We start from the raw sequence: 23,597 nt of genomic DNA, 5'->3' as shown, positions 1-23,597 counted from the left end.
TTCTTCCCCTAATCATCCAACCCTATTTAAAAATCAAACATATCTAATTGCTCAATAGTTTCAGAGGAATTTGCTCCCTCTTTCTTCGCCCCTTTGCGAAGTCCAACGGCAATTTTACTATGCTTTTCAATCTGACTCATCACCTCTTTTGCTCGTTGAATTACGATTGGAGGTAAACCGGCTAACCGTCCGGCTTCAATGCCATAAGAACGGTCCGCACCTCCGGGTTGGACTTGATGTAAAAATACGATTTCATCCGCTAATTCCCGAACCGTTACTTGATAGTTAGCGACATTGGGAAGGATAGAGGCAAGTTCATTCATTTCATGGTAATGAGTCGCAAAAATGGTGCGAGAGCGAATTTCAGTGGCTAAATATTCGGCAACAGACCAAGCAATCGATAATCCATCAAAGGTGGCGGTTCCTCGGCCAATTTCATCGAGTAAAACGAGGGATTTAGGCGAGGCATGATTGAGAATATTGGCGGTTTCATTCATTTCCACCATAAAGGTAGATTGCCCGGTTGCTAAATCATCTACTGCGCCAACTCGGGTAAAGATGCGATCGCAAATTCCTAACGTGGCGGAAGTTGCCGGAATGAAACTCCCGGTTTGCGCTAACAACTGAATTAATCCCACCTGCCGTAAATAGCAACTCTTACCACTAGCATTGGGTCCGGTTAAAATAATTAAATCGGGCGCAAGGCGATGATCACTTTCAGATTTGCCCGGATCTTCGATATTTCCCAATCGAGTGGAATTCGGGACAAATAACCCCGCTGGAATGGAATATTCAACCACGGGATGACGACCATTGGTAATTCTAATTTCTCGATTTTCTACCATGTGGGGACGGCAATATCCCCGGTCGATCGCAATTTCTGCTAACCCCGCTAACACATCGATCGCCGCGACTGCTTTTGCCACATTGCGAATCATTGCGGCATATTCTCCCACCTGCGATCGCAACTGGACGAAAATTTCATATTCTAATTTATTCAAGTCTTCTTGTGCCGTCAGAATCCTGGATTCCCGTTCTTTCAATTCCGGGGTAATATACCGTTCTTCATTGGTCAACGTTTGCCGTCGCACATAATCGGAGGGTGCTTGCTCACTTTTTGACCGGGAAATGCTGATGTAATACCCAAAGGTTTTATTATACCCGACTTTTAGATTAGAAATTCCCGTGCGTTCCCGTTCTTGCACTTCGAGATTTGCCAACCATTGTTGATCTCCTTCAACGAGCGATCGCATCTCATCCAATGCCTCATAAACATGGGGACGAATCAACCCGCCATCGCTTAAATGGAGGGGCGGTGCTTCCACAATTGCTTGTTTCACGCGAACTGCCAATGCCTCTAGTTCTGATGGCACTTGTTGTAAAGGTTTTAAATAGGGAGAATCCCCTTGTTGTGCCAAGGTAGAGAGTTCCGGCAATTTTGCCAAAGAATCGGCTAATGACAGTAAATCACGGGCATTTGCTGTGCCGGAACCGGCGCGAACCGTGAGGCGTTCGATGTCATAGATTTCTGATAACAACGTTTGAATGTCTTCGCGTAGTTCCGTTTTTTGGACCAATTCCTCTACTGTATCCTGTCTGGCGCGAATCGCTTTAATTTTAAGCAAGGGTTGCAAAATCCAACGCCGTAATGCTCTCCCACCCATTGCAGTTTTAGTGCGGTCGATCGCCCATAACAACGAGCCATAAAATGTACCATCGCGGACGGTTTGGGTAATTTCTAAATTGCGTCGCGTTTGAGCATCAACAATTAAGTAATCCGCTAAAGTATAAGTGCGAACCAATTGCAGGGGAATCCGATTTTCCTTTTGAGTTGCTTCCAAATATTCCAATAATCCCCCTGCGGCACGCACGGCTAAAGGGAGATTTTCACATCCCACCCCTTCCAAACTGCGGAGTTTGAAATACTCGAAAATCCGCTGCCGCGCTTCCACCAAAGTAAAGGGTTTTTGCGATCGCAGCGAATAGCAAAAACAGGACGGAAGATACTCGGAGAGATGTTGAGACTTTTCCCCGGGGCGTAACAATGTGCCGATATCCGGTGTATTGGTTGGGACTAGCACTTCTGACGGTTGCAGACGCATTAACTCTTGTGTGAGATGCTCTAACTCTTCCGCTTGGGTGGTAAAGAATTCCCCCGTAGAAATATCGGTATAGGCCAATCCCCACTGATTTCCGGCCATCACGACTGCCGCTAAAAAATTATTGGTGCGCGCTTTGAGCATTCCATCTTCCAGGAGTGTACCCGGGGTAATGACCCGAGTGACTTCGCGGCGGACTAATCCTTTTGCTTCTGCTGCATCTTCCACTTGATCGCACACGGCGATGGAGTAGCCTTTTTCCACCAATTGCATAGCATACCGTTCTAAGGCATGATGGGGTACTCCCGTCATCGGGACTCGTCCCACATCTCCCCCTTGTTTACTGGTGAGAACTAATTCCAATTCTCGCGCCACCACGATCGCATCCTGAAAAAAGGTTTCAAAGAAATCCCCCACGCGATACAACAGCAGGGAATGGGGATATTGATCCTTGACCTCCGCATAATGCTGATACATCGCCGAGAGGCGATCGCGATCGAGTTCGCGATAGTCAGCATTGGTAATATGGGTCTGGGTCGTTTTAATCCCAGTCATATCAGTCGGGGTAGATGCAGAGGGACGATCGCTCATGGGTTTATCCAGAATCCAAACAGAGGGCAAGCCATTGGGCTTTATCGATAATAAACTGTCAACCCTCATGGATGTTCTAAAAACTTACTAAAATCTTGCATCGGTTACCCGGCGGGCGATCGCCACCGGGTGGAGTCAGCCTCAGTTGCATTGGGTCCCCGATTCCTCTATAATCCAGACTCTCTTAGACGAAGAAGCATCCCCACCCTGAACATTCTCACCATGAATGAAAGCGCATTAGCCAGAATTCGGATCGTACTCGTAGAACCGGCTGGCCCCTTGAACGTGGGTTCAGTGGCCCGAGTCATGAAAAATATGGGGTTGTCTCAGTTAGTCTTGGTAAATCCTCAGTGCGATCGCCAGGATGAATGGGCGATTAAAATGGCCGTACATGGGGTAGATATTTTAGAATCCGCCCAAATTGTCAACGACCTGCCAGAGGCCCTGGTAGGATGTCAACGGGCGATCGCCACCACCGGGCGTTCCCGGTCCTTACCCACCGACTTAGAAACCCCCCGAGTCGCCCTCCCTTGGCTGTTAGAAACCCCTTCCGCCTTGATTTTTGGGCGGGAAGACCGAGGATTGAGCAACGATGAACTCAACTACGCCCAGCGATTCGTGCAAATTCCCGCCAGTCCCGAGTATCCTTCCTTAAACTTAGCCCAATCCGTCGCCGTTTGCGCCGCCGAACTGTACCAACAGGCGACGGGACTTGCAGAAACTCACCCCAGCATCCCTTCCCCCTTCGTCAGCGCCAGTTCTAGCGTTCCTACCGCCTCCCTAGAGGAATTAGAAGGATATTATCAACAGTTAGAACGATTGTTGTTAGAAATTGGGTATCTTTATCCTCATACTGCGCCCCGGAGACTGGAAAAATTCCGACGGTTGTACAATCGCGCTCAACTATCCACTCAAGAAGTCGCCATGTTGCGAGGAATCTTGACACAAATGGAGTGGGCATTGTCGCAAGGATCCGGGGTTGGTGATACGCTAGAGGCGTTATAGCCCTTGAATTGAGAAAGTCTCAAGCAACCCGGTTTCTGCCCCGGAGTTTCTGCCCAAGGTTGTCTGCGCGATCGCCAAAAGAGTACCTCAAGGGGTTACGATTGACGGTGCTGCGGGTACAACTGCGCCTAAAAAATGGGACTTAGGGAGTGGGTTAGCCTAAACAAGCAGCAAGAACGAAACAACAGGAGTGTGGTGTGGCTCAAAGGTCTCCAATTCGGTCATTTTTGTCGGTGGTGCCTTCGGAAAAAACGGAGTCGGGCGAACCGACAAAGCGGGTAAAAAAAACCAAAACCAAGACATCGGGTAAAAAAGCAACCAAATCAGCATCCCGCAAATCTGCCCCCGGGACCCGTGGCGATCGCCCTCTGGAAGCGCCACCTCGGGACCCAAAAAAAATGGGATCAGCCATCCCCGCCTTTAGTGATGGCGAACCGGCACAACCGCCCCCATCTCGCGCTCATCTAGCCCAACAACAGCAACAGTCTCAACAATTAGCCGAACAATTGCGCATGGGCCGAGTCCCTCGTTCCCGGAACTTATCCGAATCTGCCAGTGTAGAGACTCCCCGCCCTCCCCGGGGGTCCAAATCCCGCGATCGCCTTACCGAACCCCGACCCGCTACCTCAACCCGTTCTACCCCCCAGAGTCGTCCCGTGGCCCAAGAAGGATCCGACTCTCCCCGGGAACGAGTTCCGGGACGAAGACCCCCAGATTCAGGGAGTAAACCCCCCCGGAAACGGACTCCAAAAGGGCAATCTAAACGCACTGCGGCGACTCCCTCCCAACCCAACACCCCGAAAGCTAGAACCCGAAAAACCACCGAGAAGAAAGGGAAACGGACCAAAATCTCACCTCTGATTTATGGGGCGCGGTTGCTGATTCTCGGGGTGGGACTCGGGGTACTCGCCGGTACTCTCTTGTCCATCTGGAATCCTGCGGATAACTACACCGTAGGGGCGGCTGGAAACACCGAAATCCCCCAAGAAGAACAGCAGGAACAGGTAACACCCGCTTACAATCTCCAGGCCCTACCCCTAACCCAGGAAATCACAACCCTGAAAGAAAAATTGCAGGCAATGGCAGCAGAACATCCGGAATTGACCCCGGGAGTTTATGCCATTGAATTGGATACAGGGGCCTATCTGGACTTGAATGGGGCTCAGAGATTTTCGGCAGCCAGTACGATTAAAGTGCCAATTTTAATTGCATTTTTTCAGGACGTGGATGCGGGAAAAATCACCCTAGATGAAATGCTGACCATGAAACAAGAGCATATTGCTGAAGGGTCTGGTGATATGCAGTTCACCGAACCGGGGACGAAATACAGCGCCCTAGAGACGGCCACTAAAATGAGCGAAATTAGCGATAATACCGCGACCAATATGTTAATTGAGCGCTTGGGGGGTGCAGGGGCCCTGAATCAGCGCTTTGCATCCTGGGGATTAAGCAACACCGCGATCGCCAACCTTCTCCCAGATTTAGAGGGCACTAATACCACCAGTCCCCAAGATTTGGTGCAGGTGATGGGACTGGTGGAACAGGGACAAGTGCTGTCTCTACGCAGTCGCGATCGCCTGTTTAAGATTATGCAAAACACAGTGAATAATTCCCTACTCCCCCAAGGATTGGGTTCTGGCGCAGCGATCGCCCACAAAACCGGGGATATTGGCACCGCCATTTCCGATGCGGGATTAGTGGATATGCCTAATGGGAAGCGTTATTTAATGGCGGCGATCGTCAAACGTCCCCACAATGACCCAGCAGCAGAAGAGTTAATCCGGCAAATGTCCAAAGTCGTTTACCAATCCTTTAACGGAGAACTCTAACCTACAGACCCTGATCCCTTACAACAGTAAGGTTTTTACCTTCAGGGAGACTTGCCTGAGATTAACTACACCTCTTGTCCCCTCCCCTTGGCAAGGGGAGGGTTAGGGTGGGGTCTCCCGTGAGGTGGCGATTCCTACGGGATAGCTCCGCTTACCGCCACGTTACGAAGAAAGAGGTTTCCCCAGCCTCCATTACAGACGAGATCGCCTCTAAGAGTGGGTGACCTAGCGATCGCCCAAGAAGACCCCACCCTAACCCTCCCCTTGCCAAGGGGAGGGGACAAGAGGTGGCGTTAAGCGTAAACAACCTACTCTGGTAAAGAGACCCTAACCTCTAGGGGTCTCTATTCTCCCAAGGATTCTCCTGGCAATATTAGCGGTGTCGATAGCGGATGTGCCAAAATCCAGATAGTTAAAGACCCTGATCAGGACCGCTTTTTTGTTTGCCAGGAGAAATTTTAATGAAAGTTGCTATCCATCCAGCCCTAAGTGATGCCAATATAGACGCGGGTCAACCCAGTTCTCAGCGTCAACTTTCCCTATCCATTTCCGCGATCGCCGCTGGTTTAGAAACCTCAGTTCCCCTAAACCTCTGTCTGATTTTAGACCATAGCGGATCCATGACTGGACGTCCGTTAACCACCGTCAAAGAGGCAGCTTATCGACTGATTGACCGCCTCAAACCCGGCGATCGCCTCAGCATTGTTGCCTTCGATCATCGCGCTAAAGTCATCGTTTCCAATCAGGCGATCGAAGATACCGATCGCATCAAAAAACAGATCGAAAAACTCAAAGCTGATGGGGGTACCGCGATCGATGAAGGCATGAAAAAAGGCATGGAAGAACTCAAAAAAGGCGCAACTGGCACCGTCTCCCAAGCTTTCATCCTCACCGATGGCGAAAACGAACATGGCAGCAACGATCGCTGTCTCAAATTAGCCTCCGAAGCAGCCGATGCCAATCTCACCCTGAACACCCTCGGATTTGGCGATCACTGGAACTTAGATGTTCTCGAATCCATTGCCACTGCCGCCCGAGGTGCATTGTGCCATATCGAACGCCCGGAACAAGCCGTAGAAGAGTTTAGCCGCTTATTCAGTCGGATTCAATCCGTTGCCTTAACCAATGCCTACCTGCAACTGAAACTCATGCCGAAAGTTCGCCTTGCCGAACTCAAACCCATCGCCCAAGTTTCACCGGAAACCATCGAACTCCCCGTAGAAGCCAAGAATGGACTATTTGAAGTGCGCTTAGGGGATATTATGACTACAGAACGGGTCATCTTAGCCAATTTATATATTGGCAAATTTGCCGAAGGCAAACAAACCCTAGGGGAATTGCAAATTCGTTACGATGACCCTTCCGCCGGACGGAAACAGATGCTCACGGATCCGGTCCTCATCGATGCCAATGTATTGAGTGCCTATCATCCGGCGATCAACCCCACAGTACAACAGCATACCCTCGCCTTAGCGAAATATCGGCAAACCCAAATAGCCGAACAGAAAATACAACAAGGCGATCGCGCGGGTGCTGCTACCATGTTACAAACTGCCGCCAAAACCGCCTTACAAATGGGCGACAAAGGCGCAGCCACCGTCCTCCAAACCAGTGCTACCCGCCTCCAAGCGGGACAAGAACTCTCCGAAGCCGATCGCAAAAAAACCCGCATCGTCTCCAAAACTGTTTTGCAATAACCTCAACCCCATCCCGCTCAAAAAATCGGGTTTCTGATCAGAATTTGGGGAAAGAAAGCCCAATTTTGAAGAAACCCGGTTTCTGATGCTTTTGCAGTAGCGCAAGAAACTGGCTGGGTTTCTAATAAGAATTGAGGTTATACGGAATCCGGGCCTGAAAAAGGGAAAATAAACAAAACATCCGATGACCCCAAGTTTCTAAACGTTCTAAGTTGGGCAGAAAAGAAAGAGACTCTCTTCCCGGGATTTGGAAAGGACCTGAAAAATTGATGAATGTCCCCGCCATGAATTGATAAAAATCACGGCTTTTTAATCGCAAAAATTTCAGGATTTATAAAAGATATTAATCGGGAGTCATTCCCCACATTGTCAGGATAGGGTAGGGAAAATTTCTCTGTAGAAGCGGCGATGAGGCAGGGGGTGACGCGCAAATACCCCAAGCGAGGTACAATGCACAATTTGACGTCGCGCAGGTACTGGATGAAATGCAAATCAACTGGCAAACCGCTAAAACTTACGAAGATATCCTCTATGAGAAAACCGATGGGATTGCCAAAATTACCATAAACCGTCCCCATAAGCGAAATGCCTTCCGTCCGAAAACGGTCTTTGAACTGTATGATGCCTTTTGTAATGCGCGGGAAGATAGTCGCATTGGGGTGGTTTTATTCACAGGTGCAGGACCTCATACCGATGGCAAATATGCGTTTTGTTCCGGAGGGGATCAAAGTGTTCGGGGGGAAGCGGGATATATCGATGAGGCAGGAGTTCCCCGTTTAAATGTTCTGGACTTGCAACGGTTAATTCGGTCCATGCCGAAAGTGGTGATTGCCTTAGTTGCAGGATATGCGATCGGGGGGGGTCATGTTTTACACCTGATTTGTGATTTAACCCTCGCTGCAGAGAATGCCATTTTTGGGCAAACGGGACCGAAAGTGGGCAGTTTCGATGGCGGTTTTGGGGCCAGTTACTTAGCGCGAATCGTGGGTCAAAAGAAAGCGCGGGAAATCTGGTTTCTTTGTCGGCAATATAATGCTACCCAAGCATTAGAGATGGGGTTGGTGAATGCGGTGGTGCCGGTGGACCAACTGGAGGCGGAGGGGGTCACCTGGGCGAATGAAATTTTAGAGAAAAGCCCGATCGCGATTCGTTGTCTAAAAGCCGCGTTTAATGCCGATTGCGATGGTCAAGCGGGGTTACAGGAACTCGCCGGGAATGCCACGATGTTATATTACATGACCGAGGAAGGGGCGGAAGGAAAACAAGCATTCCTAGAAAAACGGCAACCAGATTTTCGTCAATATCCCTGGTTGCCATAGTTGTTTAATTGCCGAGCTCATTCACTGCCATTGAATCATGCAACCCGGTTTGAAAATCGAACCGGGTGTTTACCCCTGATGTTTAAAAGTTGCGATCGCGATCGCTTCTGGAGTTTAACCCCAGAAGCGACATTTCTTGAGTAATTCTACTAAGCGATTCACCCCAATCATGCGGTCGTTGAACTTTTCTAAAATGAACGTGAATGTCAAATGTTTTGGAGTTTTAGCTCACTGAGAGAAAATGCTCACCGTTATCGGATTGATTGAGGTTTGTAGAGACAATCACCGAGTCGGTTTGACCATTGTGTCGCTCTGCTGAGGGTTGGTAGAAGGCCCGTTCTAGGGATAGAGTCCCCTCCACCCGGAGTCGTTGGTCTTCCAAAATAATCATATCGGGTTTAATCTCCTCCCAAGAAGGAGCAAAGGGAGGTAAAGCTAACGAACAAGCTTTCCAGCCTCCACGAACCAGTACACCGAGTTGCTGACAGTTTCCACCCCGACGGCCTTCAGGGGTATAAAACCGACAATGACGGCAGGATGATGATTGGCAATTTGAGGTCTTCATAGGGGTGCTGGGGGGACAATCAAATGATGCTTCTATTATGATGTAAGGTGATTTTACGCATGAAAGGCATCAAGCCTTTATCCCGTATAGGTTTAAGCGATCCCCAATAAAAAATTACCTTAATACTTTCTTTAGTATTCCGTAAAAAATAGTAACAATTCCGTTAAGTAACAACTCATCTCCCCCCTTCGCAACTGGATGAGTTCAAGCTCTAAATTCATGGGGATCAACATTTTAGCCAATGGGTGTCCTATCTGACAAGGGGAGATTTTAAGAAAAATAGTCTTAATAAATACTTAGAGTTAGCCTTGTAACTTAGCAGTTGGTGGTCCCAAATCCAAATAAGTGGAAGCACTCAAGACCGAGATTTCAGGGAGATGTTTGTAATGGAGGTGGGGGGATGAGTAATCGGGAAAGGTTATTACCCAGGGGTTGGGCTGGCTCCTCCAAGATAGTGAATCTCCCTGAAGGGAGAATTAAAATTACCGTTAGGAAAGCTCCGCGATCGCCCCCAGGCTTACCACTGTTTCGGAGCACAGAGGGCGCAAACCGTCCAGCGCTCAAGTTCTCCCGGAGGAGTGGGAGAACCACAATGAGGACAAAGGGGCAACCCCTGGGACTGCACTTGTACCCCGGCAGCCCAACGATCAAAAGCCCCTTGAGCATTCTTAACCTGAGAACCCTTGGGAGTTTCCGCATCAGCACTCAACGAAGTCAGGCGAGAAGGATGATCCTGCCAAAGTATTTCTTGATCGGCCAAATCTGGACATTTAAGGTCAGATTTAGACCAATCCTTGGGAGAAAAGCGAATATCGGCGATCGCCTCAGAGCGCCCCCGATTCAAGCGTTGCAAAATTTGTCGCCGCTCAAACATTAGGTTCTGGGCCCAAGCCGCACTCGCAGTCGCCACCCGCAGCACTCCCCGTTCCACCGCCAGAGGACGGGTGTATTGATTAATCTTCGGCCCGACTGCGATCGCCCAAGACTCGACCAACTGCTGATATTCCCGTTGCTTTTGTCCCAGGGTCTGAGCCGCCAGAGCGCCTAAAATATGATCCAGAGAGTTAAACGCCATCGAGTCAAACTCAACCTTGAACTGAATTGAACTGAAACATTTAAAATTGGGTGCAACAGTACACTCGGTGACTCTTGCCATGCCTTTTATTATAAGGATGGGCATCGGCCAGAATGAGTCCAACTCCCCATCTTCAGGGAGCAACCCACCAGGCGAAATCATCACGAAATCACACAGGAGAGACGGCATGAGCGATCGGTCCCCCAAGGCGAGTCCCGCCCCAGTTTCCCCAGATCAGGGATTAAAACCAGTATTAGCCGCAGTGCTAGAAAGTTTAGATGTCAAGCTAGAGTCAGAACTAACCCGCTATCGGCGACAAAAACGGGGTGATGCCGTGCAACCGTCCTACTCGGGGAATGGGTTGACCCCCCCTCAAAAACCCGCAGTGGATTTAATTACCCTCTCCCCCAGTACCCCGTCACCCCAGCAGTCTCCCTCCTTAGAACTGCCCAAGGCTCAGACGTTAAAATTTGAAGCCCTCAAACCAATGCCCGGACCTGACCAGGTAGAAACGGCGAGTGCTGCGGTTAACGGGAATCAGAATCAGCCCTTGAGTATTCCGGCGATCGCCAACTCGGGGGACAACGGCAACCACCCATCCGCAGAGAATCCAGAAACGACCAATGGCATGGGCTTATCTACAGAAAGTCCCGGTGCCCTCGTCGGACTGACTCCGGAAACTGATCCCAAGAATCCTAATGAATATCTCGACTCTTCAGAAAAATTAGTGAATAGTTTAGATCGAGAAAACACCAAAAAACTGGCGGAACTGCGGGCTAAACGAAAAGCTCGGTCCCAAAATAGCTTCCTGAGTCCGTTGGGAATTGGCTCAATGTTATTATTTGTCGCCGCCAGTGCGACTTTAGCTTATGTGGCGACTCAGATGGGAGGCCCTGAAGCAGGCACTGGGCAACAAGCCAATCTCGGCAGAAATGGGAATAGTGAAGTTTCTGACCCTACCTTGACCAATGAAGGCGGGAGAATTACCCCAGATTTAACGAATTCCCAGTTTAAACCGTTGGATTTAGGCAATCTCGGAACCTTGGAGGAAAAGCCGCCGGTTGCAGTTCCCGCCCCCAGTCCTCAAGGGTCGGTCCCCCTCCAGCCCGGGGCGATCGCCCCAACAGTCACTCCTAATCTCGCCCCGATCGCTCCGGCCCCCAGTTCCCCCGGGTTGAGCAATCTGACTACAGATTATCTGGCGGGATCCGGACAGCCTGTGATGACTCAACCCGCCCCCGGAACCGCCCCAACCGTTACTCCCAATGCTGGGACGCCTAGACCCACACCGGGAACACCGGCAGTACCGGGAACACCGGCAGTACCGGGGACACCGGCAGTACCGGGAACACCGGCAGTACCGGGAACACCTGGAACACCCACCCCAACTACAGGAGTCAGTCCCGCGTCATTCCCTGAGTTTTATTATGTGGTGATGGATTATCAGAATGATGAGAGCCTATGGAAGGCGCGAGAAGTCGTACCGGATGCCTATCTGCGGGAGTATCCCATCGGGGTGAAGATTCAGGTCGCCGCCTTTGAAGATCAAGCCTCAGCTCAAGCCATGCTGGAACAAATGAAGCAGCAAGGGATAACGGGGCAAATTTATAAGCCTTAAGGGATAGACTCCACAGCCTTTCTTAGACTGCGATAGCATAGGATTAGGCTTCGTACCCGGTCCGCAATAGGCAGGATGTGAGCGCTAGACCCTGGGCGATCGCCCCTTGAGGGAAGGTCGGTTGAAAAAATTGCCAGCCCTCGGTGAGGCGATAGAAAGCGATCGCCAGAGGCAATAGCCAAAGGCGATCGCCTTCGTGGGAAAACCCTGACATCTTAGCCCGGGACCCGGGGCGACCTTGGAGGCACTACCCAACTTATATGGAGTCCGTTATGGGATTGTTTGACCGAATCATGAGGGTGATTCGCGCCAATATTAATAGTCTAATTAATAAAGCCGAAGACCCCGAAAAGATTCTCGAACAGACGATGATTGAGATGCAGGGGGATTTGACCCAACTGCGACAAGCTGTAGCTGTGGCGATCGCGACCCAAAAACGCACCGAGCGTCAGTACAGTCAAGCCCAGTCCACCGCTGACGAATGGTATCGACGGGCACAGTTGGCCTTGCAAAAGGGGGATGATAACCTCGCCCGCGAAGCCCTGACCCGTCGTAAATCCTACCAAGATACGGCGACAGGCATGAAAGCCCAGATCGACCAACAAACCGGAGTGGTGGAACAGCTTAAGCAAAATATGCGGGCTTTAGAAGGTAAAATCGTCGAAGCCAGGACGAAAAAAGACCTTTATATTGCCCGTGCGCGCTCCGCCCAGGCATCCGAGCGACTCAATGAGATGCTCGGCAACGTCGGGACCGGGAGTGCAATGGCGGCTTTTGAGCGCATGGAAGAAAAGGTCATGCAACTCGAAGCGCGATCGGAGGCAGTCGCCGCCTTGGGTGGTGATGACCTCGAAAAAAAATTTGCCTCCCTAGAATCCGGGGGTGAGGTCGATGAGGAATTAATGGCAATGAAAGCGCAAATCAGCGGGAGTAACCCCGCTCGTCCTGAACTTCAGCCCGTGAGTGCTCCCCGAGATCCGGAAATAGAAGGAGAACTCCAAAAACTCCGCGATCGCATGGAGGAGTAACCCTGGAGAGAGTCCTTAAAGAGGAACTTCCCCAGGGGCAACTTCCAGTTCCCCCCTCAATTTAGGGTGAATGTGCCAGAAATTCCGTTCCGTTGCTCCCGGTCAAATTTGATAATTCTATGAATTGGCAAGCACTGATGAACTATCAAAACTTTAAGCCTTACCCTTTAAACTAGGAATTAAACCCACTTAGAAAAACTCCCTAGGCGCTGAGATTCCCTCTCCCGTTCCCCTAGACTCAAACACAGACCCTTGAATCCCTGCCTTCGGAGTCAATATACCAGGTGGTCCAGCCACCCCAAAATATATCGGGATGTAGCGCGAAAGCAGATGAAGTTTTTACACTAGATTCATCAAGAGAGTTTCTGGTATTCGATCGCCGCAGTCATCTTCTGTCTCCGGCTGACACCGAGTACCATCAAAACAGATGGAATGGGTAAGAACCGTTGCCACCCCATCAATCAACCGGGGGATCTCAGACCCGCAGCTTGTCCATAAAAACCTACCTTGTAAACCCCAAAAGGAAAAATAGCATCATGGGATTGTTTGATCGCATTAGCCGAGTTGTCAGAGCCAATCTTAACGATATAGTCAGCAAAGCAGAAGACCCAGAAAAAGTTCTAGAGCAATCTATTATCGATATGCAAGAAGACTTGGTACAGTTGCGCCAAGCTGTTGCCAGTTCCATTGCCAACCAAAAACGCACCCAGAAACAATACGAACAGGCGAACAACGAAGCCAATACCTGGCAAAGTCGCGCCCAACTTGCCCTCCAAAAAGGGGATGAAAATCTCGCCCGCGAAGCCCTCGTCCGGAAAAAATCCAACGCTGAAACTGCTGCCATGTTAAAAACCCAACTGGATGGGCAGTTGAATCAGGTGGAGACCCTGAAGCGTAATTTAATCGGTTTGGAAAGCAAGATTTCTGAAGCGAAAACCAAGAAAAATATGCTCAAAGCTCGGGCGCAAGCTGCCAAGGCAAACGAACAGCTTCAAAATACCCTGGGTTCACTCAACACCGGGGGTTCAATGGCAGCCTTTGAGCGGATGGAAGAAAAGGTCCTGCAAATGGAAGCCCGCTCTCAAGCGGCTTATGAAATTGGCGGCACAAATCTGGAAAATCAGTTTGCCCAATTGGAGGCGGGAAGCGATGTGGATGATGAACTCGCAGCGATGAAAGCTCAACTTACCGGCGCTTCTGCGGCACAAAGTCAACTCCCCAGCGCCGGAAACAGCAGTGCGCCCAAAACTGCTGTGGATGATGAATTAGAACAGTTGCGATCGCAACTCAACGACGGTTAAATAAACCTCCGATTCTCTACAACTCCCTGATGTTCATGAGCTGGCTTGTCTTTAACTTCTGACTAAAACAGCCCTCTACCCAGGGAGTTGTATTTTTTTCTATAAGGGAACTCCAAAAAATAACATCTTCCAGGAGGGATCCCCCCCAACCCCCCTTAACAAGGGGGGCTTGAATAATTCGGCATTACTTCTAATGCAGAACTTTTTTTATGGAAATCCCTAAATCCCCCCCATCCTCCCCATCCTCCCCATCTCCCCCATCTTCCCCATCTCCCCCATCCCCCCCATCCTCCCCATCTCCCCCATCCCCCCCATCCTCCCCATTTCCCCCATCTCCCCCATCCTCCCCAATCCCCCCAATCCCCCGTCCCCCCAGTCACTCCTCTGCTGTAAAATAATCAAAGTTTAATAATAGTAAGCGATCGCCTCTCCGGTTAGATTCCCGATGGCTGAGGCTGGCGATCGCCGAGTACCTGATATTTGAAAGCGGTGGGCATGAGTAGCATTATCAAAGTCACAGATACTGAGTTTGGAACCGAAGTAGAACAAGCAACAACCCCAGTCTTGGCCTATTTTTGGGCCAGTTGGTGTGGGCCTTGCCGATTGGTCTCCCCCTATATTGACTGGGCTGCATCCGAATATGGCGATCGCCTCAAAGTCCTGAAGCTAGAAGTCGATCCCAATCCTAAATCGGTGAAAAAGTGCGGCGTTGAAGGGGTACCGGCAATCCGCGTTTTTAAAGACGGGGCGATCGTGGAATCCTTTGAGGGAGCCATTACCCAACAGGCATTAGCCACCCTAATCGACGCCCATCTCTAATCACCCCCTGGGACTCCCTAACTGGACCTGCTTGATGATGAGAGCCTGCGTAGGCAGGCTTTGTTCGTATAGCCCCACCCTTGAGGGTGCTCTTTGAGCAGACCCAGGTCAACCGGATTCCGGATCAGTTGCACTCCATCAGCTTCTCACCCGTTAACCATCATGCAGTTTGCTAACCGTTTAGAACCCCTGCGTTCCAATGTCTTTGCAGATATGGATAACGCTAAAGCTAAGGCAAAAGCCGCAGGATTGAAGGTCATTGATTTATCCTTGGGGTCTTCGGACCTCCCCCCGGCCCCCCATATCGTTGAGGCGATCGCCTCATCGTTACCCGATCGCAATTCTCACGGCTATGTCCTCTTTCACCGCACCCAAGCTTTTCGCGAAGCTGCCGCCCAGTGGTACCACCAGCGCTATGGCATTGCAGTAGACCCCCAAACTGAAGTCCTAGCCTTAATTGGTTCCCAAGAAGGCACCGCTCATTTACCCTTAGCGGTTTTAAATCCCGGAGATTTTGCCCTCCTCATGGATCCGGGCTATCCCTCCCATGCCGGTGGAGTGTACTTAGCCAGTGGTCAAATTTATGGGATGCCTCTGCGGGAAGAAAACGGGTTTCTGCCGGTGTTTGAGGAAATTCCCCCAGCGGTTCTCAATCAAGCGCGGATGATGGTTCTCAGCTATCCTCACAACCCGACGACTGCGATCGCTCCCCTGTCGTTTTTTCAAGAAGCAGTTGCCTTTTGTCAGCAGCATCAGTTAGTCCTGGTTCACGACTTTCCTTATGCTGATTTAGTCTTTGATGCCCAGATTGCCGTCCCCTCCGTCCTGCAAGCGGACCCCGAAAAAACCGTTTCTATCGAGTTTTTTACCTTGTCCAAATCCTATAACATGGGCGGATTACGGGTGGGGTATGCCATTGGAAATCCAGAACTGATTAAAGCCCTGCGGCAAGTCAAGGCGGCAGTAGATTTTAACCAATATCAGGGCATTCTCACCGGGGCGATCGCTGCCCTGACTGGTCCCCAAGACACCGTAGGCGAAATGACCAGTATTTTCCGCAACCGTCGGGATGCTTTCGTCAACGCCCTCCATCGCATCGGCTGGCAAGTGCCGATGCCCGAGTCTACCATGTATGTTTGGGCCAAACTCCCCGAACAGTGGGCCAACAATTCCATTGGATTTTGTACCCAGATGGTGGAAAAAACCGGCATTGCTGCTTCTCCCGGTTCCGGATTTGGAAAAATGGGTGAAGGATACGTCCGTTTTGCCTTAGTTTGGGATCCCCCCGTCTTAGAAGAAGCGGTAGAACGAATCGCGCAGTTTTTGAATTCATAATTTTACCGAGTCCCCCAGTCCCTAAAAAGCACGGATGAGACTATCTCATCCGTGCTTTTTTATAACAGCTACACCGGAAGAAAATTTAAGTAAAATTACTGAGAGGAAATGAGGGAAGTTTAGCAACTCTTTACACAACTTTTAGGAAACTCCATCATAACTTTATGGAAGGTAAGAGGGGTTACGGATAAGATGGGGACAGGTAATCAGAAATCCTATTGTTATTACTAAACCTTAGAGTTGAGCCCTTCGCAGATATAGAAGAGGGCCGCACAGTGCGCCAACCTGAGTCCAGTGTATTTACCAGAAAACTTCCAAACGATCGCGCCTTTAAAGTGATGGCGATCGCACTATCCCGGGAAACCCCGAGATTTAATGAAGCATCCGCAATAGCCAGCGGATTCCCCCACCTAACCCCACTTGCACATTCTTGAGGAGACCCCCACCATGACCGGATTTATCAACAAACTCGCAGTCGCTACTTCCATCGCCGTTGGCATGAGCGCGATCGGTAGCGCCCCCGCCTTTGCCGGTACTTTAACAAATCCCCAATTTGGTGGAACGGCTGCAACCAACGCCTTATCATACTGTTCCAATGGCACTAGCACCTTCACCGGACCCACCTGCACGGATTCCTTATCCACCATTCTCTCCGGCAATAGCAGCGCCCCAGGCGGCAACATCGAATTAGCAGCCACCAGCGAAAAAGCTGGATTTGATTTTACTAAAAACACCGCATTAACCGGGACAATCGGCGGCAAAGATATCGTCATCAGCAGCTTAACCGCAGCCGACTGGGAGAGCGATATGGACAATAATGGCAAGAGCCTGCTTAGTGAATGGTTAGACGCGGCCTTTGCAGCGAACCAGGTCACTATCTCCAATAATACAATCAAAGCAGCGGTTGAAACTGCCTTTAAGAACAATAATGGAAGGCAGCGCTTCAGTGACCCCAATATTTCCTATGTTAATCAGGATAACGGCACCGGGGAAATCAGCATTGGACTAGCAGGACACTATAATGCTTCCACTATCTTGAAAGAGGCGATGGGAAGCACCACAATGTTCGGGGTCCGTCTCGCCGACTTGGTACCCGCCAGCGTACAAGCCAGCGAACTGGTTAAAGTGATCTATAACAATGGTCCCGCTAAATACCTGTATAGCTTCGCTGCCACCGCTTCGGGTCAAGCCAACACCAGCGGCACTGGTGCAGATGGGATATCTCATAATGGGAACTATGAAGTTAAACTAGCAGGCGTCCCAGTTCCCCCAGTCACCTCAGTTCCCGAACCCTCTACAATGCTTGCTTTAATGGCTGTTGGCGGTCTATTTGCCACCGCAAAGCGCAAAGGAGCGAAAAACGCCTAAATTGTGAGACGGTTGCAGAAAAAGGAAGCCTAAAAGCTTCCTTTTTTTGTACCCTTCAGGAGGGGGATAACGCGGGTTCGTCAGGGGCGAAGCGGGAATCGCCCCTAGGGCTGTTATGCCAAATTACAAACTGGCTTGCAACTTATCCAATAAGCCCTCAATATAATCCAACGCACTGGCGATCGTCTGGGGATTTTCGATATCCACATCCACATACTTCCGCAACGCCTCAACCTGATTGATACTACCACCAGCGGCCAATAATTCCAGATATCCGGGAATAAAATCTTTACCCGTTTCCAGATACTTCTGATAACAGGCTAAACTCACAATATTAGAAGCAGCGTATTGATAGCAATAAAAAGGCTTGAAGAAAATATGCCCAATTCTCGCCCAATCATACTGGTGTTCCGGTAATAATTCTACGGAATTTCCACAGAGATTGCGATACAACTCCATCCATTTCTCATTGACGAACTTGGCATCAAAACTCCCTTCTTTGGCGCGATCGTGAATCGCCAATTCCAAGCGGCTAATCGTACTTTGCCGGAATAGCAAATTAAACTGGTCTTCCAACTGCCGAGTGAGCAACGACTTCATCAGTGCCTTATTGTCGGCAGCAGTTTTCAGTAAGTAATCCAGCAACAGCAACTCATTAAAGGTGGAAGCAATCTCTGCAAGGACCAAAGGCGGATTGCTATTATAATAGGACTGAGCATCATCAATCCAAGCAAAATGCAACCCATGACCCATTTCATGAGCCAAGGTAAACAAAGAGTTGTAATCGTCGGTGTAAGAGAGCAATAAATAACTGTGTTTACCATGAGAGTACGCACAAAATGCACCGCCCCGCTTACCTGGGCGAACCTTGGCGTCAATCCAATTTTTCAGGAAAAATTCTTCTGCACGCCGCGCATAATTGACATCAAACTCTTGTAAAGCCTTCAGCAATGTTTCTACCCCAGTGTTATATTTGACTGGCGGTAAAGGTTCCTCTTCGTCTGTTGTCCAAGGTGCATAAAGGTCACAAATCCGGATTTTTTGACCGAGTGCCTTTCCTTTGAGTTGATAGTAGCGCTCAAACAGTTCAAACCGACTCGCTGTCCCGTCCATAATGGCACGGAAAACAGGTTCGGAAACTTCATCAGCTAACAACTGCTTATGCAAAGTAGAGGAATACTGACGCATCTGACTTTCGATGCGATGATCCTGCGTGACGGTATTTAGAATAAATCCGTAAAGGGAGTTGTGCTGTTTGAGGACATTTCGGACGGATAGATAGGTATTGTACCGCACTTCCGGCGAGGGATGAAACAATAAGGCGCTCAATTCCGCCTCATTGCTTGCACTTTTGCCATCGGGGGTCGTCACAGGTTCATATTCTTGTTCACCCAAATGCACCGATCGCAATTGGATAAACGCTTGCCGACCCGTGAGACTATCCTGATTACGAGTTTGTTCGATTTCTTCGGAGAGGGTGTGAGGACGAAACTCCGCAATTCGATGGAGATAATGGGTATAACTGGCTAGTTCCGTCGCCCCCAGTAATTGATTAAAATTCTCTTCAGAAATCTGCTGTAATTCGAGGTCAAAAAATAGCAATTGATTTTCAATTGCTGTTAGAGCTTCCATCACTTGATCCAGCAGTTGCTTCGCTTGCGTATTGCGCGTATCTGCGGAAAAGGTTAGAGAAGGATAGGCATAGACATACCCGGAGATTTGCGAAATTTCTTCCAATTCCTGTAAACAATCGGCGATTTGCTCCGGTTTGAGGGTGGCGACATTGCCGCGATAGGTACGACGAAATCCGGCAGCGCGATGCTGAAGGACTTCTAAATCATGCTCGATCTGTGGGTCATCAAACCCTTGATAAAGGTCAGATAAGTCCCACTCCTGGGGATTTTCCAATTGAGCGATCGCCGGGGATTGAGGGGTTTGAACCAAAATAACACTCCTTTGTAACAATTTGCTACTTCTATTATGAGGGAAATTTTCCCCTTTATCCACACCCAGTCCGAGTACGGCAATCCGAACGAACTTCTTTCTCCTATCAGGCGATCGGCTCCCAGTGTGGGTCAATTCATGGCAACCTGGACAATTATTATAGACCTTTTTATCCTAAACTTAAACAGGAAACATGGCAATTAACCTCAAGGATCATGCCGATTGACAACTTATGTAAATACCTGGCTGCAAAATATCCACAACGGTTTGCCGCTTGGAGACTGGGAACCCCAATTTCCACCCCGGTCAAAGTTTTAAAAACTGAATTGACCCTAGAACCCGTTCGGGCTGATTCCGTAATTTTTTTACAGACGGACCGGGAAATTCTGCATTTAGAATTTCAAGTGAAAGTCCCCCAAGAACAATCCATGCCTTTGCGGATGTTAAATTACTGGGTGCGACTATACTGGCAATATAGACTACCCGTGAGGCAGGTAATTATCTGGCTTCAACCTACCCGCAACCCAGCCGTTTTTGAGGCCCAATTTCAGTTCCAATCAACCCGACATGGATATGAGGTTGTACGGATGTGGGAGGAATCTCCGGAAATCTTCCTAAAAGACCCTGCATTGCTACCCTTAGCAGTGTTATCGGCAACGGAAGACCCGACCCAACTCTTAGCTCAAGTTGCCCAAGAAGTCGCTAAGATAGAACAAACTGAACTACGCCAAGAAATCGCCGCTTGTACCCAGGTTCTCGCTGGGTTACGGTTTGACAAAGATGTGATTGCTAACTTTTTTCGGGAGGAAATTATGCAGGAATCTGTGATTTATCAAGACATCCTTCAAAAGGGACTAGCAAAGGGACTCGAACAGGGTCTGAATCAAGGGAAAAAGCAGGAGGCGATCGCCCTACTTCAGGGGATGCTGAACCGCCGTTTTGGTTCCCTAGAACCCGATGTCCGAGAGCACCTTGAATCCCTGACAATCACTCAACTAGAAGAGTTGAGTTTGGCCTTATTTGATTTTACAGGAGTTACAGATTTAGTGAGTTGGTTGCAGTCCCATTAAAGTTAGGGTTAGGGCAGTGGATTCACCGCCCTAACTGAATCAGTTGTGGAGTTATTCAATCCCAAGTTTCATGCCTTTTGATAACCTATGTAAATACCTAGCCACGAAATATCCCCAACGCTTTGCGGGTTGGATACTGCGAAGAATCATTACCTCACCTGTGGAGGTTTTAAAAACGGAACTAACCCTAGAACCAGTACGGGCCGATTCGGTGATTTTTTTACAGACGGACCGGGAAATTCTGCATTTAGAATTTCAGGTAAAAGTCTCCACGGATAGACCCATGCCTTTGCGGATGTTAAACTATTGGTTGCGACTGCATTGGCAATATGGATTGCCCGTGAAACAGGTCATTATTTGGCTCAAGCCTACCTCTAATCCAGCAGTGTTTGAGACAGAATTTGTCAGTGAAAATACTCGACATCGGTATGATGTGATTCGGATGTGGGAGGAATCTCCCGAACCTTTTTTAACAGACCCCGCATTACTTCCCTTGGCGGTGTTATCGGCGACTCAAGAACCGAATCAACTCCTGGCGCAAGTTGCCCAGAAAGTGGCTAATATAGAAGAACCTGAACTGCGCCAAGAAATCGCTGCTTGTACTCAGGTTCTCGCTGGGTTACGGTTTAACCAAGATGTGATTGCTAACTTTTTCCGGGAGGAAATTATGCAGGAATCCGTGATTTATCAAGACATCCTTCAAAAGGGACTAACTGAAGGGAAAAAGCAGGAGGCGATCGCCATGATTATGCGTCCAATTACCCGACGGTTTGGTTCCCTAGAACCCGAGATCCGAGACCAAATTGATTCACTGACAACAGATCAATTGGAAGATTTGAATGAAGTCTTATTTGACTTTACAGACCTCATAGATTTAGTGAATTGGTTGCAGTCTCGTTAGCATTTTGCCCAATATTTTTGCTAAATCAGGACAAGGTAGTGCCTTGTCTTTTTTACTATAATATTTTTCCATTTATCCAATCAAAACATAAAATTTAAGGGGCGATTAAATGCTCCTCAGAACGGCGATATTGGGCTTTGAGACGCGATCGCTTGATGGGAAGCCAGACCATTACTCCCATCAGGGGAACGCCAGTGATTGCCGCAGCAGCAATCAGTAATGGGGTCCAAAATCCTAATTGTAATGCAATGCCACAACTGATACCAGAGGCTGCGGTTAGTAGGGAGAGAGTGCTAGCGATTTTTAATCCAAATTCCCGGGTAATTCCAGCGGCGGCCAAGATTAAGGCAACCCCAGTCACCGTTGTGGCTGCTAAGGTTCCAGCGCTGGCCCAGGACCCCATTAAACTGGCCCCGGCAGCCATGCCTAGGGTAAATCCGGCGATCGCCGCGATTAGGGTCGTTGCCACGGAAGTCAGCAGAAATTTCACGACAAATCCCTGCTTTCCAGCCAGTTTAGCAAGCCCCGCCCAAGCGAGAAATCCACTGAGGGCGATCGCAATCGGTGTGGCGATCGAATGAAGGGCTAACATTCCTCCGGCACCGGCTGCTAAAAATAACAATCCTAACGAACTGTAGGGTAATTTTTGAGTCAAAATTGGAAGGGGAGCGGTAGTGATTTTTAGGGGGATTTTAATCGGATTGGGTATCCCATTATGTTCTAATAAAATTTCTCTTTGATACGTTTGATTGGCTCGTAATTGACGGGTATCAATAATAATTTGAATTTCCAAACGATTCTTTTTAAACCGCGCAGGCGAAAAGGAAATCCAAGCATGAGCATCGGGACTATGAGCGGGGTCCTGGGGATGGGGGGCAACCTGCCATTTTCCTCGAAGTTGGGTGTCTGAAACCGGGTTTTTAATCGAGAGGGTTTGGGTAATTTGTTCTCCTAGGATTGAGGACGTTGCTGTAATGTGAGTTCGGCTGAGATGAACTTCCGGTGTGCGGACGACATAAATCGGTTCTAATGCGGCCAAGGCCGTTGCTGCATCGGGGAAGCGATCGCCCAGATTAGGTTGAACCATTGTTTCCAACCATTCAATCCAGCGCCAACTCACTTTAGGCGTGAGATGTTTGAATTGGATTCGATAATCTTCATCAACCAACTCGGCGATCGCAACCGATCGAGTCCCCGTCAGTAAACAAATTAACGTAGCACCCAATCCGTAAAGGTCCGAAGCAGCCGAAAGTTGCCGATTTAGCAGTTGTTCAGGGGGCATAAATCCCATCGTTCCTTTGACCATACTGCTCATCGCCACATCTTCTAAACCAAGTTTAGCAAAGCCAAAATCAACGAGGTATAACGTGAGGCGATCGCTCACTAGGATATTTTCCGGTTTAATATCCCGATGAATCACCAACGGAGTCCGAGTTTGTAGATAAACTAAGATATTTAAAGCCGCGATCGCCAGTTCCTTGACCTCATCCGCCTCAAAACTGCGCGGAACCGCCAGGGATTGAGCATCTTTATACTCTTGTACCATACAAAACCCATCGGCAGTCTCAAACGAATCCAAATATTTGGGAATCCCGGGGTGATTTAACTGTTGCAACACCTCAATTTCCCGTTCCACCGCCCGATAAGCGGACCAGTCAGAACCACTGGTGGCAAATTGGAATTGTTTAATCGCTACCGATTCTTTTCGCTGCTGATCAAGCGCCAAATAAGTCACCCGACCCCCGGCACGATTATGGCCGAGTTCTCGGATAATTTTATAGCCGTTCGCGCTAAAGTCGGGAAAATCATTCATGGTGGGAAATCGCTAGGGGCTGTTTTTATTGTAGGAGATGGGGGAGATGGGGGAGATGGGGAGGATAGGGGAGATAGGGGAGATAGGGGAGATAGGGGAGATAGGGGAGATAGGGGAGAGACGGGAAGAAACGATAAAAAAATTCCCCATCCTCCCCATCCTCCCCATCCTCCCCATCCTCCCCATCCTCCCCATCCTCCCCATCCTCCCCATCCTCCCC

Annotated in this window: 20 protein-coding genes; 12 read left to right on the top strand and 8 right to left on the bottom strand. The window is 49.3% G+C overall.

Features of this window, described 5'->3' with window-relative positions; genetic code table 11:
- Window positions 1–26 precede the first annotated feature (26 nt).
- Window positions 27–2,654 carry a DNA mismatch repair protein MutS gene (gene mutS / locus NG796_RS18010; protein ID WP_261208316.1) on the bottom strand — a complete coding sequence of 876 codons (2,628 nt, stop codon included), beginning with the start codon at window positions 2,652–2,654 and terminating at the stop codon, window positions 27–29.
- Window positions 2,655–2,912: 258 nt separating this feature from the next.
- On the opposite strand from mutS, the gene NG796_RS18005 reads away from it, so the two are divergent.
- Window positions 2,913–3,695 carry an RNA methyltransferase gene (locus NG796_RS18005; RefSeq protein WP_261208263.1) on the top strand — a complete coding sequence of 261 codons (783 nt, stop codon included), beginning with the start codon at window positions 2,913–2,915 and terminating at the stop codon, window positions 3,693–3,695.
- A gap of 202 nt (window positions 3,696–3,897) precedes the next feature.
- Here the strand turns inward: NG796_RS18005 and NG796_RS18000 are convergent, their stop codons facing one another.
- Complete coding sequence (locus NG796_RS18000; protein WP_261208262.1) at window positions 3,898–4,107, bottom strand: hypothetical protein; 210 nt, start codon at window positions 4,105–4,107, stop codon at window positions 3,898–3,900.
- On the opposite strand from NG796_RS18000, the gene NG796_RS17995 reads away from it, so the two are divergent.
- The 3 genes from NG796_RS17995 to menB all read left to right on the top strand — a co-directional run bounded on the left by NG796_RS17995 (window position 4,094) and on the right by menB (window position 8,540).
- Entirely contained in the window at window positions 4,094–5,524 is a 1,431-nt protein-coding gene (locus NG796_RS17995; protein ID WP_261208261.1) for a serine hydrolase, read from the top strand. The genes NG796_RS18000 and NG796_RS17995 overlap by 14 nt on opposite strands.
- 461 nt (window positions 5,525–5,985) lie before the next feature.
- Window positions 5,986–7,221 carry a vWA domain-containing protein gene (locus tag NG796_RS17990; protein ID WP_261208260.1) on the top strand — a complete coding sequence of 412 codons (1,236 nt, stop codon included), beginning with the start codon at window positions 5,986–5,988 and terminating at the stop codon, window positions 7,219–7,221.
- A gap of 485 nt (window positions 7,222–7,706) precedes the next feature.
- The gene (gene menB / locus NG796_RS17985; RefSeq protein ID WP_261208259.1) at window positions 7,707–8,540 is read left to right on the top strand and encodes a 1,4-dihydroxy-2-naphthoyl-CoA synthase; all 834 of its coding nucleotides are present in this window, start codon (window positions 7,707–7,709) and stop codon (window positions 8,538–8,540) included.
- A 223-nt stretch (window positions 8,541–8,763) separates the two neighbouring features.
- Here menB and NG796_RS17980 read toward each other — a convergent pair whose 3' ends face one another.
- Both NG796_RS17980 and NG796_RS17975 read right to left on the bottom strand, forming a co-directional pair.
- Window positions 8,764–9,105 carry a hypothetical protein gene (locus tag NG796_RS17980; RefSeq protein ID WP_261208258.1) on the bottom strand — a complete coding sequence of 114 codons (342 nt, stop codon included), beginning with the start codon at window positions 9,103–9,105 and terminating at the stop codon, window positions 8,764–8,766.
- Window positions 9,106–9,622: 517 nt separating this feature from the next.
- A complete protein-coding gene (locus NG796_RS17975) occupies window positions 9,623–10,180 on the bottom strand; it encodes a DciA family protein (protein ID WP_261208257.1) in 558 nt (185 codons plus the stop codon).
- Between the two features lie 187 nt (window positions 10,181–10,367).
- Between NG796_RS17975 and NG796_RS17970 the strand changes: the two genes are divergently transcribed.
- A complete protein-coding gene (locus NG796_RS17970) occupies window positions 10,368–11,798 on the top strand; it encodes an SPOR domain-containing protein (RefSeq protein ID WP_261208256.1) in 1,431 nt (476 codons plus the stop codon).
- A gap of 43 nt (window positions 11,799–11,841) precedes the next feature.
- Here the strand turns inward: NG796_RS17970 and NG796_RS17965 are convergent, their stop codons facing one another.
- Window positions 11,842–12,012: a hypothetical protein gene (locus NG796_RS17965; protein ID WP_261208255.1), complete on the bottom strand. Its 171-nt coding sequence runs from the start codon at window positions 12,010–12,012 to the stop codon at window positions 11,842–11,844.
- A 58-nt stretch (window positions 12,013–12,070) separates the two neighbouring features.
- Between NG796_RS17965 and NG796_RS17960 the strand changes: the two genes are divergently transcribed.
- The 5 genes from NG796_RS17960 to NG796_RS17940 all read left to right on the top strand — a co-directional run bounded on the left by NG796_RS17960 (window position 12,071) and on the right by NG796_RS17940 (window position 17,649).
- On the top strand, window positions 12,071–12,826 hold the full coding sequence (locus tag NG796_RS17960; RefSeq protein ID WP_261208254.1) for a PspA/IM30 family protein: 756 nt from the start codon (window positions 12,071–12,073) through the stop codon (window positions 12,824–12,826).
- A 536-nt stretch (window positions 12,827–13,362) separates the two neighbouring features.
- Window positions 13,363–14,127 (top strand): PspA/IM30 family protein, encoded by a 765-nt coding sequence (locus NG796_RS17955; RefSeq protein WP_261208253.1) that lies wholly within the window; start codon window positions 13,363–13,365, stop codon window positions 14,125–14,127.
- A gap of 495 nt (window positions 14,128–14,622) precedes the next feature.
- Entirely contained in the window at window positions 14,623–14,946 is a 324-nt protein-coding gene (locus NG796_RS17950) for a thioredoxin family protein (RefSeq protein WP_261208252.1), read from the top strand.
- 162 nt (window positions 14,947–15,108) lie between these two features.
- A complete protein-coding gene (locus tag NG796_RS17945) occupies window positions 15,109–16,281 on the top strand; it encodes an LL-diaminopimelate aminotransferase (RefSeq protein ID WP_261208251.1) in 1,173 nt (390 codons plus the stop codon).
- A 447-nt stretch (window positions 16,282–16,728) separates the two neighbouring features.
- A complete protein-coding gene (locus tag NG796_RS17940) occupies window positions 16,729–17,649 on the top strand; it encodes an NF038130 family PEP-CTERM protein (RefSeq protein ID WP_261208250.1) in 921 nt (306 codons plus the stop codon).
- 123 nt (window positions 17,650–17,772) lie between these two features.
- Here the strand turns inward: NG796_RS17940 and NG796_RS17935 are convergent, their stop codons facing one another.
- Window positions 17,773–19,593, bottom strand: coding sequence for a M3 family oligoendopeptidase (locus NG796_RS17935; protein ID WP_261208249.1), 1,821 nt, complete (start codon window positions 19,591–19,593; stop codon window positions 17,773–17,775).
- 215 nt (window positions 19,594–19,808) lie between these two features.
- On the opposite strand from NG796_RS17935, the gene NG796_RS17930 reads away from it, so the two are divergent.
- On the top strand, window positions 19,809–20,663 hold the full coding sequence (locus NG796_RS17930; protein WP_261208248.1) for an Rpn family recombination-promoting nuclease/putative transposase: 855 nt from the start codon (window positions 19,809–19,811) through the stop codon (window positions 20,661–20,663).
- Between the two features lie 70 nt (window positions 20,664–20,733).
- Complete coding sequence (locus NG796_RS17925) at window positions 20,734–21,564, top strand: Rpn family recombination-promoting nuclease/putative transposase (protein WP_261208247.1); 831 nt, start codon at window positions 20,734–20,736, stop codon at window positions 21,562–21,564.
- Between the two features lie 94 nt (window positions 21,565–21,658).
- Here the strand turns inward: NG796_RS17925 and NG796_RS17920 are convergent, their stop codons facing one another.
- Together NG796_RS17920 and NG796_RS17915 are read right to left on the bottom strand one after the other, a co-directional pair.
- A complete protein-coding gene (locus tag NG796_RS17920; protein ID WP_261208246.1) occupies window positions 21,659–23,377 on the bottom strand; it encodes a protein kinase domain-containing protein in 1,719 nt (572 codons plus the stop codon).
- 25 nt (window positions 23,378–23,402) lie between these two features.
- A partial coding sequence (locus NG796_RS17915; protein WP_261208245.1) for a hypothetical protein occupies window positions 23,403–23,597 on the bottom strand: 195 nt, incomplete at its 5' end.

Origin of the sequence: Laspinema sp. D2d, assembly GCF_025370755.1 — a bacterium.
Lineage (GTDB): Bacteria > Cyanobacteriota > Cyanobacteriia > Cyanobacteriales > Laspinemataceae > Laspinema.
The sequence above is the reverse complement of the archived record's forward strand: the minus strand, read 5'-3'. Positions and strand labels throughout refer to the sequence as shown.